This is a genomic window from Actinoplanes utahensis, from assembly GCF_016862455.1.
GTDB classification, from domain to species: domain Bacteria; phylum Actinomycetota; class Actinomycetes; order Mycobacteriales; family Micromonosporaceae; genus Actinoplanes; species Actinoplanes utahensis.
This window is the reverse complement of the sequence record NZ_BOMZ01000116.1, coordinates 46,914-62,527: the sequence shown is the minus strand read 5'-3', so window position 1 is coordinate 62,527 and position 15,614 is coordinate 46,914. Positions and strand designations below refer to the sequence as shown.

The 15,614-nt window shown below is 70.6% G+C and carries 12 protein-coding genes; 7 read left to right on the top strand and 5 right to left on the bottom strand.

The window, feature by feature from the left end; genetic code table 11:
• Positions 1–303: 303 nt before the first annotated feature.
• Both Aut01nite_RS41415 and ilvD read right to left on the bottom strand, forming a co-directional pair.
• Positions 304–987, bottom strand: coding sequence for a hypothetical protein (locus Aut01nite_RS41415; protein WP_043527418.1), 684 nt, complete (start codon positions 985–987; stop codon positions 304–306).
• Between the two features lie 109 nt (positions 988–1,096).
• Positions 1,097–2,944, bottom strand: a complete 1,848-nt coding sequence (gene ilvD, locus Aut01nite_RS41410) for a dihydroxy-acid dehydratase (RefSeq protein ID WP_083999313.1) — start codon at positions 2,942–2,944, stop codon at positions 1,097–1,099.
• Positions 2,945–3,046: 102 nt separating this feature from the next.
• Here ilvD and Aut01nite_RS41405 point away from each other — a divergent pair, with 102 nt between their 5' ends.
• The 5 genes from Aut01nite_RS41405 to serA all read left to right on the top strand — a co-directional run bounded on the left by Aut01nite_RS41405 (position 3,047) and on the right by serA (position 10,630).
• On the top strand, positions 3,047–5,401 hold the full coding sequence (locus tag Aut01nite_RS41405) for a putative bifunctional diguanylate cyclase/phosphodiesterase (RefSeq protein WP_043527520.1): 2,355 nt from the start codon (positions 3,047–3,049) through the stop codon (positions 5,399–5,401).
• Between the two features lie 145 nt (positions 5,402–5,546).
• Positions 5,547–7,376, top strand: a complete 1,830-nt coding sequence (locus tag Aut01nite_RS41400) for an acetolactate synthase large subunit (protein ID WP_043527421.1) — start codon at positions 5,547–5,549, stop codon at positions 7,374–7,376.
• Positions 7,373–7,891 (top strand): acetolactate synthase small subunit, encoded by a 519-nt coding sequence (gene ilvN / locus Aut01nite_RS41395; RefSeq protein WP_043527422.1) that lies wholly within the window; start codon positions 7,373–7,375, stop codon positions 7,889–7,891. Before Aut01nite_RS41400 ends, ilvN begins: the two co-directional genes overlap by 4 nt.
• A gap of 80 nt (positions 7,892–7,971) precedes the next feature.
• Positions 7,972–8,985 carry a ketol-acid reductoisomerase gene (ilvC, locus tag Aut01nite_RS41390; protein WP_043527424.1) on the top strand — a complete coding sequence of 338 codons (1,014 nt, stop codon included), beginning with the start codon at positions 7,972–7,974 and terminating at the stop codon, positions 8,983–8,985.
• Between the two features lie 70 nt (positions 8,986–9,055).
• Complete coding sequence (gene serA / locus Aut01nite_RS41385; RefSeq protein WP_043527426.1) at positions 9,056–10,630, top strand: phosphoglycerate dehydrogenase; 1,575 nt, start codon at positions 9,056–9,058, stop codon at positions 10,628–10,630.
• A 24-nt stretch (positions 10,631–10,654) separates the two neighbouring features.
• Here the strand turns inward: serA and Aut01nite_RS41380 are convergent, their stop codons facing one another.
• Positions 10,655–11,005 (bottom strand): hypothetical protein, encoded by a 351-nt coding sequence (locus tag Aut01nite_RS41380; RefSeq protein WP_052163998.1) that lies wholly within the window; start codon positions 11,003–11,005, stop codon positions 10,655–10,657.
• Between the two features lie 392 nt (positions 11,006–11,397).
• Between Aut01nite_RS41380 and Aut01nite_RS41375 the strand changes: the two genes are divergently transcribed.
• Together Aut01nite_RS41375 and Aut01nite_RS41370 are read left to right on the top strand one after the other, a co-directional pair.
• A complete protein-coding gene (locus Aut01nite_RS41375) occupies positions 11,398–12,423 on the top strand; it encodes a 3-isopropylmalate dehydrogenase (protein ID WP_173476706.1) in 1,026 nt (341 codons plus the stop codon).
• A gap of 143 nt (positions 12,424–12,566) precedes the next feature.
• Positions 12,567–13,664: a branched-chain amino acid aminotransferase gene (locus Aut01nite_RS41370; protein WP_043527431.1), complete on the top strand. Its 1,098-nt coding sequence runs from the start codon at positions 12,567–12,569 to the stop codon at positions 13,662–13,664.
• 138 nt (positions 13,665–13,802) lie between these two features.
• On the opposite strand, the gene Aut01nite_RS41365 is transcribed toward Aut01nite_RS41370, so the two are convergent.
• Complete coding sequence (locus Aut01nite_RS41365) at positions 13,803–14,696, bottom strand: hypothetical protein (protein ID WP_043527433.1); 894 nt, start codon at positions 14,694–14,696, stop codon at positions 13,803–13,805.
• 73 nt (positions 14,697–14,769) lie between these two features.
• Positions 14,770–15,522, bottom strand: coding sequence for a tyrosine-protein phosphatase (locus Aut01nite_RS41360; RefSeq protein ID WP_052163999.1), 753 nt, complete (start codon positions 15,520–15,522; stop codon positions 14,770–14,772).
• Between the last annotated feature and the right edge of the window lie 92 nt (positions 15,523–15,614).

The window sequence follows — 15,614 nt, the reverse complement described above, 5'->3', positions numbered from 1 at the left end:
GTGGGGCGGACAGCGCACTCTCCACGATCGACAAGAGGGGCGGCGAATCAGCCAGCAGGGTCAGTGCTGTCTCGGCGACGCCGAGCCGGCACGGACAACCAGCCAGGGTCTCCCCTCGCCACCGAGCGGCTGTACCCACCATTGTGGCCGGTCCCTACGCTGAGGGTCCGCCGGACACCGGCATACGGAAGGGCTGAGCAGCGATGGCCAATTCCCGGATGCGTTCCCGTCCCCACCCTCATCTCCCACCGGGCGGCGCGTGCCCCGGCCGGTCTCGGACCGGCGCGGGGGCACGCGCCGCTGTCAGCTGAAGCGTTCCCAGACGGCGCGCAGGGACGGCCAGTGGTTGCCGATGGCCGCGCAGTCCGCCTCCAGGCGCACATCGGTCAAGCTGCCGCCCGGACCCCAGAAGACGCCGCAGGTCTTGCCGGTGACGTACTCGAAGTAGGTGCCCGTGCGGCCGCTGACCGGCCCGGTCTTCTGGCGTGGTGGCTCGACGCCCGGCACCAGGGTGCCGCTCTTGCGGCTGATCCCGGCGCGGTAGTCACGGGTCCAGCCGAACTGCGTGGCCGACGTGAACGTCTCGAAGTAGACCTGGACGTCGCCGATCTGGCAGTTGATCATTTCGGCGCGGCCGTTCTCCAGTTTCGGGCCGCCGGGGTCCGCGGCGCTCAGACAGTTGCCGAGCTCCGGCAGCCATGGTCCGGCGAGACTCGCGGCCCTGGTCCCGGCGAACTTCGCGGACTGGTCCGGCAGGGCGGGCGCGGACACGACGGGCGCCGCCACGTTCGCCGGCACCGGCGAGGTCGATCGTCCGATCGCGTAACCACCTGCCAGACCCAGCGCGAGAAGGGCGACTCCCGCGGCGGCCAGGGCGAACACGCGGCCGGCCGGGATGGAGCCCGCCGGCGGCGGGGAGCTGACCGGATGCCAGGGCGGCGCGGACGAGGGCGGCGCGGACGAGGGCGGAGAAGGATCGACGCTCACGAGCCGGGAGAGTACTTTGCGATCATGTTCCCGGCCGGGTGGGCGTACCGGGCAAGGTGGGAAAAGGGCCGGAGACCGGTCGGGGACCGGCCTCCGGACCAGGGGAGACCTACTCGGGAACGCGCCGGTAGGCGCCGTCGCTGGCCGCGGTGGCCATCGAGGCGTAGGCGCGCAGCGCCGCGGAGACCGGGCGCTGCCGGGAGACCGGCGTGTACGGCTTGGGCCGCCGCTCCTGCTCGTGCCGGCGCTGGGCCAGCACGTCGTCGTGGACGTTGAGGGTGATGCTGCGGCCCGGGATGTCGATGGTGATCTCGTCACCGGTCTCGACCAGGGCGATCAGCCCGCCGCCGGCCGCCTCCGGGGAGACGTGGCCGATGGAGAGGCCGGAGGTGCCGCCGGAGAACCGGCCGTCGGTGATCAGCGCGCACGCCTTGCCGAGGCCGCGGCCCTTGAGGAACGACGTCGGGTAGAGCATCTCCTGCATGCCCGGCCCGCCGCGCGGTCCCTCGTAGCGGATGATCACGACGTCGCCCTCGACGACCTCTTTGCCGAGGATGCCGGTGACCGCGTCGTCCTGCGACTCGTAGACCCGGGCCGGGCCGGTGAACTTCCAGATCGACTCGTCGACGCCGGCGGTCTTCACCACGCAGCCGTCCGGCGCCAGGTTGCCGAAGAGGATCGCCAGGCCACCGTCGACCGTGTACGCGTGCTCGACCGACCGGATGCAGCCCTCGGCAGCGTCGGTGTCGAGTTTCGCCCAGCGGTTGGTGGTGCTGAACGGCTCGACGGTGCGGACCCCGCCGGGCGCGGCGTGGAACAGCTCCAGCGCCTCCGGCGCCGGCGACCCGCCGCGGATGTCCCACTTGTCCAGCCAGGAGGTCAGGTCGGGGGAGTGCACCGCGCGCACGCCGGTCTTCAGCGAGCCACCCCGGTTGAGCTCGCCGAGCAGGGCGGGGATGCCACCGGCCCGGTGCACGTCCTCCATGTGGTACTTCGGGCTGTTCGGGGCGACCTTCGACAGGCAGGGCACGCGGCGCGAGATCGCGTCGATGTCGGAGACGCTGAAGTCGAGCTCGGCCTCGCGGGCCGCGGCGAGCAGGTGCAGGATCGTGTTGGTCGAGCCGCCCATCGCCACGTCCAGGGCGACCGCGTTCTCGAAGGCGTCGCGGTTGGCGATCGAGCGCGGCAGGACCGACTCGTCGTCCTTCTCGTAGTACTCCTTGGCGATCTGCACGATCAGCCGGCCGGCCTCCTCGAAGAGGGCCTTGCGGGAGGCGTGCGTGGCAAGCGTCGACCCGTTGCCCGGCAGCGACAGGCCGATCGCCTCGGTCAGGCAGTTCATCGAGTTGGCGGTGAACATGCCGGAGCAGGAGCCGCAGGTCGGGCAGGCGGACCGCTCGATCGTGTCGAGCTGGGCGTCGGTGACGTTGTCGTTGGCGGCGGCGCTCATCGCGTCGACCAGGTCCAGCTTCTCGTGGACGATGCCCTCGATGGCGACCGTCTTGCCGGCCTCCATCGGGCCGCCGGAGACGAAGACCGTCGGGATGTTGAGCCGCAGCGCGGCGATCAGCATGCCGGGGGTGATCTTGTCGCAGTTCGAGATGCAGACCAGGGCGTCGGCGCAGTGCGCGTTGACCATGTACTCCACGGCGTCGGCGATCAGCTCCCGGCTGGGCAGGGAGTAGAGCATGCCGCCGTGGCCCATGGCGATGCCGTCGTCGACCGCGATGGTGTTGAACTCGCGGCCGACGCCACCGGCCGCGGCGATCGACTCGGCGACCAGACCGCCCATGTCCTTGAGGTGCACATGACCCGGTACGAACTGGGTGAAGCTGTTGGCGATGGCGACGATCGGCTTGCCGAAATCGTCGTCGGTCATGCCGGTGGCGCGCCAAAGGGCGCGCGCGCCGGCCATCGTGCGACCGTGTGTCGAGGTCCGGGAGCGCAGCTCAGGCATGCCACCCATAGTGCCACTGCGCAGGGCGTCCACCACGGCGGACGTCCACAGCTCGGGACACACGGGGTGTCGTAAACGCCGATGATCGGGCACAGTGTGTCCGTGCACTCACCGTCCGGTATGGAACTGGCGGCCCTCGCGGGCCTGCTCGTCGCCGTCCCGGCGGTCGCCTACCTGGGCCGGTCCGGCCGCCGGCACACCGGTGCGGCCCGGCGCGCGCATCTGCTCCTGGCCGCCGGTGGCGCGATCGCCACCGCCGCGGCGCTGGCCGGCCTGGCCACCGCCCTGCTCACCAGCCACCACCACACGCCGGGGCACAGCCGTGCGCTGGCCACCGCGGTCGCCGTCGGGATGGGCCTCGGCACGCTGACCCTGCTGGCGGGCACGGTGGCGCTCCCCGGCGCCGCCCGGGATTCCGCCGCCGCCGTCCGGCACGTGCTGGACGGCCTGGTCATCGCCGCCTCCATCTGGTTCGTGGGCTGGGTGCTGCTCACCGAGCCCACCCGGATCCTCGGCGACGCGACGCCCTACCAGTGCCCGGCCATCCTGCTGCCGGCGGTTCTGGTGGTGCTGGGGCTCGGCCTGACGGCGGTGCTGGCGCTGCACGCCCACCGGCCGCGGCGGCACACCGTCCGGGTGGCGGCCGGGGTCGGCCTGGTGGCCATGGCGGCGAACGTGCTGGCCATCGGGATCTGCCGGGACAACAGTGGATACGCGCTGGTCAGCGGCGCCCTGCTGACCGGCGGGCTGACGTGCGCGGCCTGGGCGGTGCGGGCCGCCGACCGGCCGGTCGAGGAGTCCGGTGACGTGCTGGAGCGCGGCGGGGCGTACGCGGTGGTGCCGATGCTCGCCATGCTCGGCGCCCTGGGCTACCACCTGGCCCGGGGCGGCACCATGGACGTGTTCGGCTACCTCGGGGCCAGCATCGAGGGCCTGGCCCTGGTCGCCCGGCAATATCTGGCGCTCGACGACGTGCGGGGCTACACGCTGCGGCTGCGGCAGAGCGAGGCGCACTTCCGCGAGCTGGCGCACACCGACCCGCTGACCGGGCTGGCCAACCGGCGCGGCCTGCAGCGGGCGCTGCGCGACTCCGGTGCGGACACCGCGCTGATCGGCATCGACATGGACGGTTTCAAGACCGTCAACGACCTGCGCGGGCACGACGTCGGCGACGCGGTGCTGGCCGAGGTGGGCGCCCGGCTGCGGCGCAACCTGCTGGCCGGGGACGTGGCGGCCCGGCTGGGCGGCGACGAGTTCGCGGTGCTGATGCGCGGGGACGCCGACGAGGCGGTGCTGGCGGCGCACCGGCTGCTCGCGGTGCTCGGGGAGCCGTACGAGGTGGACGGGGGCCAGATCTTCCTGTCCGCCAGCGTCGGCGTGGCCGCCACCGGTGAGCTGCTGCACGACGCCGACCTGGCGCTGCGGTACGCCAAGCAGCGCGGCAAGAACCGGGTGGAGAGTTACCAGGCCAGCTATGACGAGCTGCTGCGCCGCCGCGGCACGCTGACCGGTGAGCTGCGGCACGCCATCGAGCGCGACCAGTTGCGCCTGGTGTTCCAGCCGGTGGTGGCGCTGCCGTCGATGCGGCCGGTGGGCGCCGAGGCGCTGCTGCGCTGGACCCATCCGGAGCTGGGCCGGGTGCCGCCGGTGGAGTTCATCCCGGTGGCCGAGGAGTCCGGCCTGATCAACCGGATCGGCGCCTGGGTGCTGGAGACGGCGTGCCGGCAGCTCGCCGAGTGGCGGGAACTGGGCCACGACGTCTGGCTGTCGGTGAACCTGTCGCCCAAGGAGCTGCACGACGCCGACTACGCGGCCCGGGTCGCCGACGTGCTCGCGGAGTACAACGTGCCTCCGCAGCGCCTGGTTCTGGAGGTCACCGAGCACGCGGTCGCCACCGACATGGACGAGCTGGTCCGCCGCCTGGCCGAGGTGCGGGCGACGGGCGTCCGGATCGCCCTGGACGACTTCGGGGCGGGGTATTCGTCGCTGACCCAGCTGCGGACCCTCCCGGTGGACATCCTGAAGATCGATCACGCGCTGGTGGCCGAGCCCGAGTCGCGGACCGGGACGGCGGCCCCGCTCGTCGACGTGGTGGTCCGGCTGGGGCACCGGCTCGGGCTGGAGGTGCTGGCCGAGGGGATCGGCACGCCGGCGCAGCGGGAGGTGGTCGAGGAGGCCGGTTGCCGGCTGGGTCAGGGCTCGCTGTTCGGCTGGGGTGTGCCGGCCGAGCACTTCGAGTCGCGCCTGCGGACGCTGCGCCCGCGGGGCCCGCGGCCGATCCCGGCGCCGCGTTCCGCCCCGCCGAACGACGCCCCCGCGCGCAGTCAGGTGGTCCGCCTCGGGCCGGGAATGCGGCAGGTCAGGGCGCTGCTGCCGAGCGATCCGGACTTCGTCGCCACGACCCGTGATCAAAATGTGGGATCAGTTGACTCAGGCCGTGAGATGGGGCAAGGTTAGCCGCATGTGCTTCGCGTCCCGAGTACTTATCTGAGCGCACCGCTCCCGCCTGAGGGAGGGTGCGCTAGGTCCCGTGCTTTTCGCACGTGGGCCTTTTTTGTTGCTCAAGTGCCGGGACCGCCAACCCGAAAAGGTCTGAACTGCCATGACGAGACCCACTCCTGAAACCCTCGCCCATCGAGCCACTCCGGCCACCGTCGCGGCTGCCGTGAACTCCACTTCCGCCACCGTGGCTCCGGTAGCCACCAGCGGTGCCGGCGCGCTCGTCCGGTCGCTCGAGGCGCTCGGGGTCGAGGTCGTGTTCGGCATTCCGGGCGGGGCGATCCTTCCGGCGTACGACCCGCTGTTCGACTCGAAGGTGCGGCACATCCTGGTCCGCCACGAGCAGGGCGCCGGTCACGCGGCCACCGGGTACGCGCAGGCCACCGGCCGGGTCGGCGTCTGTATCGCGACGAGCGGCCCGGGCGCCACGAACCTGGTCACGCCGATCGCCGACGCGTACATGGACTCGGTCCCGATCGTCGCGATCACCGGTCAGGTGAGCCGGTCGTTCATCGGCACGGACGCCTTCCAGGAGGCGGACATCCAGGGCATCACCCTGCCGATCACCAAGCACAACTTCCTGGTCCAGACCCCGGAGGAGCTGCCCCGGATCCTGGCCGAGGCGTTCCACCTGGCGTCCACCGGCCGGCCCGGACCGGTCCTGGTCGACATCCCGAAGGACGTGCTCCAGGCGCAGACCGCCTTCCAGTGGCCGCCGACGCTGGACCTGCCGGGGTACCGCCCGACCCTGCACCCGCACGGCAAGCAGATCCGCGAGGCGGCCCGGCTGATCGCCGCCGCCAAGCGCCCGGTGCTGTACGTGGGCGGCGGCGTGCACAAGGCCGGCGCCACCGACGGGCTGCGCAAGCTGGCCGAGCTCACCGGGATCCCGGTGGTCACCACGCTGATGGGCATCGGCGCGTTCCCCGACTCGCACCCGCAGCACCTGGGCATGCCCGGCATGCACGGTACGGTCCCGGCGGTCTACGCGATGCAGAAGTCGGACCTGCTGATCACGCTGGGCGCCCGGTTCGACGATCGGGTGACCGGCCAGCTCGACTCGTTCGCCCCGGACGCCAAGATCGTGCACGCGGACATCGACCCGGCGGAGATCGGCAAGAACCGGCACGCGGACGTCCCGATCGTCGGCGACGCCCGGCACGTGATCGACGAGCTGATCGCGGCGGTCTCGTCCACCGCGGGCGGCACCGAGCAGTACGCCGCCTGGTGGGCCACGCTCAACGACATCCGTGAGCGTTACCCGCTGGGTTACGAGGAGCCGACCGACGGCACCCTCGCCCCGCAGTACGTGATCGAGCGGCTCGGCGAGATCGTCGGCCCGGACGCGATCTACTGCGCGGGCGTCGGCCAGCACCAGATGTGGGCGTCCCAGTTCATCAAGTACGAGAAGCCGGGCACCTGGCTCAACTCGGGTGGCGCCGGCACCATGGGCTATGCGGTCCCGGCCGCGATGGGCGCCAAGGTCGCCGCGCCGGACACCACGGTGTGGGCGATCGACGGCGACGGTTGCTTCCAGATGACCAACCAGGAGCTGGCCACCTGTGCCCTGGAGGGCATCCCGGTCAAGGTCGCCGTGATCAACAACGGCAACCTGGGCATGGTCCGCCAGTGGCAGACCCTGTTCTACGACGGCCGCTACTCCAACACCGAGCTCGGCACGCACAAGCACCGGATCCCGGACTTCGTGAAGCTGGCCGAGGCGCTCGGCTGCGTCGGTCTGCGCTGCGAGTCGAAGGACGACGTCGACAAGGTCATCAAGCAGGCCATGGAGATCAACGACGCCCCGGTGGTCATCGACTTCACGGTGGGCAAGGACGCCATGGTGTGGCCGATGGTCGCTGCCGGCACCAGCAACGACGAGATCATGTTCGCCCGGGACGTGCGCCCGACGTTCGAAGAGGACGACCTGTGACCACCAAACACACGCTGAGCGTGCTAGTCGAGAACAAGCCCGGTGTGCTGGCCCGGGTCAGTGGGCTGTTCTCCCGGCGCAGCTTCAACATCGACTCCCTGGCGGTCGGCGAGACGGAGAACCCGGACGTCAGCCGCATCACGATCGTGGTCGACGCCGAGTCGTCCCCGCTGGAGCAGGTCACCAAACAGCTCAACAAGCTGGTGAACGTCCTGAAGATCGTGGAGCTGGACCCGGCCCAGTCGGTCCAGCGCGAGCTCCTGCTGGTCAAGGTGCGTGCCGATCGGGCGCAGCGCAGCCAGGTGCTCGAGACCGTCGAGCTGTTCCGGGCGCGAGTGATCGACGTCGCTCCGGACACCCTGACGATCGAGGCCACCGGTAATCCCGACAAACTGGATGCGTTGCTGCGCGACCTCGAGCCGTACGGCATCAAGGAGATGGTCCAGTCGGGACTCGTGGCCATCGGCCGTGGTTCCCGCTCCATCACCACGGGCCCCGCGCTCCGCGCCGCCTGAATCCCCATCCCCGTCCGACCGCCCCACCCGCCGCCCTTAAAGCGGACTGAAGGCTCTGCCAGCTAGAGAAGAAGGAAGTCATGACCGCGGAAGTGTTCTACGACGGCGACGCCGACCTGTCGATCATCCAGGGCAAGAAGGTCGCCGTCATCGGCTACGGCAGCCAGGGCCACGCCCACTCGCTGTCGCTGCGCGACTCGGGCGTCGAGGTCGTGGTCGGTCTGCAGGAGGGCTCGAAGAGCCGCCCGAAGGCCGAGGAGCAGGGCCTGACCGTGAAGACCCCGGCCGAGGCCGCCGCCTGGGCCGACGTGATCATGGTGCTGGCGCCGGACACCGCGCAGCGCAAGATCTACACCGAGTCGATCGAGGCGAACCTCACCGCGGGCAAGGCGCTGTTCTTCGGCCACGGCCTGAACATCCGCTTCGACCTGATCAAGCCCCCGGCCGACGTGACCGTCGCGATGGTCGCCCCGAAGGGCCCGGGTCACCTGGTCCGCCGTCAGTACGTGGACGGCAAGGGCGTCCCGGCGCTGGTCGCCGTCGAGCAGGACCCTACCGGCGAGGGTCTGGCGCTGGCGCTCTCCTACGCGAAGGCGATCGGCGGCACCCGGGCCGGCGTCATCAAGACCACCTTCACCGAGGAGACCGAGACCGACCTGTTCGGTGAGCAGGCCGTCCTCTGCGGTGGCGCGTCCGCGCTCGTGCAGACCGGCTTCGAGGTTCTGATCGAGGCGGGCTACGCGCCCGAGATCGCCTACTTCGAGTGCCTGCACGAGCTCAAGCTGATCGTCGACCTGATGTACGAGGGTGGCATCGCCCGCCAGCGCTACAGCGTCTCGGACACCGCCGAGTTCGGTGACTACGTCTCCGGCCCGCGCGTGATCAACGCGTCGGTCAAGGAGGAGATGAAGAAGATCCTCGCCGACATCCAGTCCGGCGAGTTCACCCGCCGCCTGATCGCGGACGACGAGGCCGGCGCGCCGGAGCTCAAGAAGTTCCGCGAGGAGGCTGCCAAGCACCCGATCGAGATCACCGGTGCGAAGCTGCGCGGCATGATGAGCTGGGTCGACCGGCCGATCACCGAGACCGCCTGACATCTCCTGAAATGCCCGAGAAGCCCGGCCGGACAGGCCGGGCTTCTCGTTTCGGCTAGCATCGACGTTCATGAGTCCCGTGGTGCTCGTCGCCGAGGAACTGGCCGTGACCGCGCTCGACCTCCTCGCCGAGGACTACGAGGTCAGACATGTCGACGGCGCTGATCGGGCGGCGCTGTTCGCGGCGCTCCCGGCCGCCGACGCGGTGATCGTCCGGAGCGCGACGACGATCGACGCGGAGGCCCTGGAGTGCGGCGCCCGGCTCAGGGTCGTCGCCCGGGCCGGGGTCGGCCTGGACAACGTCGACGTCCCCGCCGCCACCGCCCGCGGCGTCCTGGTGGTGAACGCGCCCACCAGCAACATCGTCTCCGCCGCCGAGCACGCCGTCGCCCTGCTGCTCACCGTCGCGCGGCACACCGCGGCGGCCAGCACGGCACTCAAGGCGGGCGCCTGGCGGCGCTCGGCGTACACCGGGGTCGAAGTGCACGGCAAGACCGTCGGGGTGGTCGGGCTGGGGCGGATCGGCGTCCTGTTCGCACAGCGCATGGCCGCTTTCGGCGTACGGCTCCTCGCGTACGACCCGTACGTCCAGCCGGCCCGCGCGGCCCAGCTCGGGGTCCACCTGGTGAGCCTGGAGGACCTGCTCCGGGAGAGTGACTTCATCTCGGTGCACCTGCCCCGTACCCCGGAGACCCTGGGCCTGATCGGGGAGAAGGAGCTGAACCTGGTCCGGCCGGGGGTGCGGATCGTCAACGCCGCCCGCGGTGGCCTGGTCGACGAACGCGCGCTCGCCGAGGCCCTCGCCGACGGCCGGGTGGCGGGCGCCGGGCTGGACGTCTTCGAGACCGAGCCGCTCACCGCGTCCCCGCTGTTCACCCTGGACAACGTGGTGGTGACCCCGCACCTCGGCGCGTCGACGGTGGAGGCGCAGGACAAGGCGGGCCTGGCCGTGGCCCGCAGCGTGCGGCTGGCGCTGCGCGGCGAGTTCGTCCCGGACGCGGTGAACGTGCGGGCCGGCGGGCCGGTCGACGAGGACGTGCGCCCGCTGCTGCCGCTGGCCGAGAAACTGGGCCGGGTGCTCACCGCGGTCGCCGGTCATCTCGCCGAACGGGTGACCGTCGAGGTCCACGGCGCGGCCGCCGGTCACGACGTCTCGGTGCTGGAACTGGCCGTGCTGAAAGGCATGTTCGCCGCGGTGGTGAGCGAGCCGGTGACCTACGTGAACGCGCACCGGCTGGCGTCCGAACGGGGGATCACGGTGTCGACGACGTCGGTCGAGGCGCCGGCCGACCTGATCCGGGTGCTCGGCGCCCTGCCGGACGGCCGGCCGATCAGCGTCGCCGCTCTGCTCGGGGCCGGTTCCCGTCTCGTCGAGGTGGACGGTTTCGACCTCGATCTGCCGCCGGACGGGGTGCTCGTCTTCGTCACCTACACCGACCGGCCGGGCGTGGTCGGCGCGATCGGGACGGCGTTCGGCGAGGCCGCGATCAACATCGCCGCGATGCAGGTGGCCCGGCGGGCGGCCGGAGGCGAGGCCCTGATGGCGCTGACCGTCGACTCGGCGGTCGCCCCGGAGCTGCTGACCAGGGTCGGCGAGCTGATCGGCGCCTCCCGTACCGCCACCGCCGACCTGCGCAACGACTAGGCCGGCACACGCGCCGGCCGGTTCTCAGAACGCGCGGTAGACCGAACCGTCCTGCAGGTCGAGAAGGTCCAGCCGGAAGTGGGCGGCGTACTTCTCGATCGTCTCCAGCACCGTGTCGGCGCAGTTCTCGTCGAGTCTCATCTGGATGTGGTCGGCCTCGGCGTGCAGCGGGACGGCCGCCCACGGCGAACCGGCGGCCACCGCACCCGGGCCGCGATCCGGATAACTGCTGGTCAGCGCGTCATAGAAGGCGACGACGCGGGGATCAGCGGGGCGCTGCGGATGCTCCCCGCGGATGCAGCGCGCGTTGGCGGCCCGGACCGAATCCGGCTCGGCGGACTGGTCCATGGCCCACACCACTAGGTCGAAACTCACCGGCGCATGGTGCCACTGCCGTCGCCTCGTACGGGGAACCGGAAGCCCGACACGCGGGGGTGCGCCTTGCGCGTCATAAGTCCGTCTCGCTAGCGTTGTCCCAGCCGCACGTTCCGAACGGGCCCGTCTTCGGGTGACGTCGCCCGTCTCCGGGCGAGCGGTGCGCATCCCGGCGGGACTTCTCGTCGACGCAGCCCCCGGGTCGTTTGCCGCGACCCGGGGGCTGTTCGCATGTCAGACCCCGGGCTGGTCGCCGGCGCCGCCGAGACGGCACCGACAACCAGCCGGCCTTTATCGAGCGTTCAATTGCTGGGACCGCTGTTCCGATGATCGGGATCGGCGGGTAGCCTGGCCAGGGTTCGACATAGGCGTTGTGGGGAGTTGACGTGAGCGTGGCGCGGATCGCGGTTGTCGGCGGCGACGGCATCGGCACTGAGGTGACCGCGCAGGCCCGCAAGGTCGTCGACGCCGTCCTCCCCGGAGTCGACTACAACGAGTACGACCTGGGCGCCCGCCTCTACCACCGCACCGGCGAGGTCCTGCCGCAGTCCGTGCAGGACGAGCTGGCCGGCCACGACGCGATCCTGCTGGGCGCCATCGGCGACCCGAGCGTCCCGCCGGGCGTCCTGGAGCGCGGCCTGCTGCTGAGGCTCCGCTTCGACTTCGACCAGTATGTGAACCTGCGCCCCTCCAAGCTGTGGCCCGGCACGTCCAGCCCGCTGGCCGGCGTCAAGCCCGGCGAGATCGACATGGTCGTGGTCCGCGAGGGCACCGAGGGGCTCTACGTCGGCGCCGGCGGTGTCCTGCACAAGAACACGCCCGCCGAGATCGCCACCGAGGAGAGCCTCAACACCCGGCACGGCGTCGAGCGGGTCGTCCGCGACGCGTTCGCCCGCGCCCAGCGCCGCGACCGCCGCCACGTCACCCTGGTGCACAAGACCAATGTGCTGACCCACGCCGGCAACCTGTGGTCGCGCGCCTTCGCCGCCGTCGCCGCGGAGTTCCCCGAGGTCACCACGGAATATCAGCACATCGACGCCGCCAGCATGTTCATGGTGAGCAACCCGCAGCGTTTCGACGTCGTGGTGACCGACAACCTCTTCGGTGACATCCTCACCGACATCGCGGCCGCCGTGACCGGTGGCATCGGCATGGCCGCCAGCGGTTCCGTCAACCCGGAGCGGCTCTACCCGTCGACGTTCGAGCCCGTGCACGGCTCCGCGCCGGACATCGCCGGCAAGGGCATCGCCGACCCGGCCGCGGCCATCCTCTCCGCGGCCCTGCTGCTGGAGCACCTGGGCAAGCTCGACGAGGCCCGGCGAGTAACCGAGGCGGTCGCGGCCGAGGTCGCGTCCCGGGCTCCGGGCGCGCCGCTGCGTACCGCCGAGGTCGGCGATCGGGTCGCCTCCGCCCTCTGAGCGGATCCCACCCGTCACCTGAGCCCTGCAGGGCTTCGTCACCGTGCGGTCATTGTTTTAACGACCGTTCGGGGTAAATTCATGGGGCACTACGGGTGCCCCCGCATGCTTACATTCTTCTGTAGAAAGCAGGTCAAATCGCCATGAGTGGTGGTGACAACCTCGATTTCGAGATCCGTCCGAACCCGGCACCCGTCAGCGACGCGGACCGCGCCGTCCTGCTGGCCAACCCCGGCTTCGGCCGCATCTTCACCGACCACATGGTCACTGTGCGGTACGCCGACGGTAAGGGGTGGTACGAGCCCCGCGTCGAGGCGCGCGCGCCGATCCCGATGGACCCGGCCAGCGCCGTCCTGCATTACGCCCAGGAGATCTTCGAGGGTCTGAAGGCGTACACGCTGCCCGATGGCGGCGTCGCGATGTTCCGCCCGGACGCGAACGCGGCCCGCTTCAACCTCTCCGCCCAGCGGATGGCCATGCCGTCGCTGCCGGTCGAGACGTTCGTCCAGTCGCTCCACGAGATCATCAAGATCGACCGGAGCTGGATTCCCGAGGACCCCGAGGGCAGCCTCTACCTGCGCCCGTTCGCCTACGCCAGCGAGGTCTTCCTCGGTGTCCGCCCCGCCACCGAGTACCTCTACCTGGTCATCGCGTCGCCGGTCGGGCCGTACTTCTCCGGTGGCGTCAAGCCGGTCAGCATCTGGGTGTCGTCCGACTTCACCCGCGCGGCCCCCGGCGGCACCGGCGCGGCCAAGTGCGGCGGCAACTACGCCGCCGGCCTGTCGGCGCAGGCCGAGGCCGCCGAACACGGCTGCGACCAGGTGGTCTACCTCGACGCGGTGCAGCGGAAGTACATCGACGAGCTCGGCGGCATGAACGTCTTCCTCGTCCTCGACGACGGCACCCTGGTCACCCCGCCGCTGACCGGCACCATCCTCCCCGGCATCACCCGCGACTCGGTGATCAAGCTGGCCCAGCGGGCCGGCCGCACGGTGGAGGAACGCCCGATCAGCCTGGAGGAGTGGCGCGACGGCGCCGCTTCCGGCCGGGTCCGCGAGGCCTTCGCCTGCGGCACCGCCGCCGTGATCACCCCGATCGGCGTGATCAAGAGCGAGGCCGGCGACTTCACCATGGGCGACGGTGGCCCCGGCGACACCACCATGTCGATCCGCAAGAACCTGGTCGACATCCAGCGCGGCCGCGCCGAGGACCCCTTCGGCTGGGTCCACCGCGTCCTTTAAACCATTCACCGGTACGGGTGGGAGCGCCACGAACGCGCCCACCCGTTCCGTGTCTTCTCGCGAGCGCTGCGACCCCCGCTGTCCTCAGCGCCCTTCGTTCACCGGTCGCCGTGCCGACCGGTGACATCGATCCCGCCGTCACACGGCGAGTGGGCCGCCCAGGTCTTCCACCCGCTCGACGGTCGCCACCTGGCGCATCCACCTGTCGAGCTGATCCAGGTCGCTGCACTCGACGATCGTCGTGCGCGCTTCGTCGGAGACCGTCAGGCCGCGACTCTCCAGCACGGTCAGAAGGTCTTGCCCTTTGGCCTCCGCCAAGCCCTTCGCCAGACCTTCCATCTTTCCTTGGGCGAAGTGGTGTTTGGCGAAATCGCTTCGGGGTGTGTAATTCGTGGCGGTCATCAGGTCCTCCAGCATTTTGCGGGTCTGGTTCGGGAGCGCCATGAGTACGAGGTCATGGTATAGAGCTGCGCGATCGACTTCGACGGCTCGGTAGGCCATGAGCAGCGCTTCGAGGAGTGGCGCCGGGTCCGGGTGGGTGGCGTGGGCGATGGCGGACATCACCGTCAGCTCGGGCAGTCGCCGGGCGATCTCGGGATCGGTGATCACCGGAAGTTGGTCCGGTCCGACGGCAACCGGCGAGATGTGCCCCGCGGGAAAGCCGAAGACGATCGGCTTCGCCGCCCAGCCGACGACACTCCGCTGCGGGCAATACACCAGCAGGGTGACGGGACAGTTCAACCGGGCGTAGAGGGTGGCGACGTAAGCGGGCCAGCTGAGCAGCTTCCGCGTGTCGATGCGGCGCTGGACCTCCACCACGACCGCGAGGACGGTGCTGCCCTCGTGGGTCAGGGTGACGACGACGTCGGCACGGTATTCCGTAGGGACGACGTCGGCCAGGTCGGCCGAGGCGAGGTGGACCTCGTCGTAGTCGGGGAGATGGTCATGTAACGGCCCGTCGAGCAGCTCCGCGGCCAGGGAAGGGCGACCGCGGAACATGTCGACGAACACCTCGTGTTCCTGAGAGGGCATGCACTGAGCGTACGGCTAGATGCTCCGTGCACGCTAGTCGCCTATCAAGTTCGTGCGGGTAAAGGCGTACCCCTCAGGCGGTCTTGTCGGTGAGCAGGTGGGACCGCAAACTGGCCAGCTCGCCGTCGGTGAGGCCGATGTCCTTGACGTACGCCTCGATCGAGCCGTGCAGGGCACGCAGATCGTTCAGGAACAGCTGCATGGCCTCGGCGGGGGAGTCGAACATGTGCTCGTTGCCGTTGATCGCCTCGGGCGCGGTGCGCAGGAGGTACTCGGTGAGCGGGCGCATCGCCTCGGTGGTCAGGGCGTAATCGGCGGCGATGTCGTCGTCGGAGACGCCGAGCAGGGAGAGGGTCAGGGCGCAGACCGTGCCGGTGCGGTCCTTGCCGGCCATGCAGTGCACGACGACCGGGGCGGCCTCGGGGCTGGCGATCAGGCGCAGCGACTCGGCGATGCCCTCGTGACCGTCCTCGGCGAAGTTGAGATAGCGGTCGGCCAGCCAGCGCTCGTGCAGCGTGTCCTCGGGGTGCTCGACCTGTTCCCAGTCGACGTGCTTGACGACCAGATTGTGGTACTCGACGCCGTGGTCCTCGGAGACCCGGCCGAACTTCTCCACCTCGTGCGGGCGGCGCAGGTCGATCACCGTGCGGACCCCGAGCGCCGCGAAGGCCTCGGCGTCCTCGGCGTTGAGCCGGTGCAGCGAGTCGGCCCGGAAAAGCCGCCGCCAGCGCACCAGCCGCCCGTCGAGGCCGGTGTAGCCGCCGACGTCACGGAAGTTGTACGCCTTGGCGAAGGGGACATTGCGTGAAAAGGATTCGGCCACCACGCCTCCAACCTAGCCGCTGGACTCATCGGCGAAGCCGGTCGAATTCGTCACTCTTGCCGGTGGATCGTGTCTCAGCTGGTGGATTTCCGGCT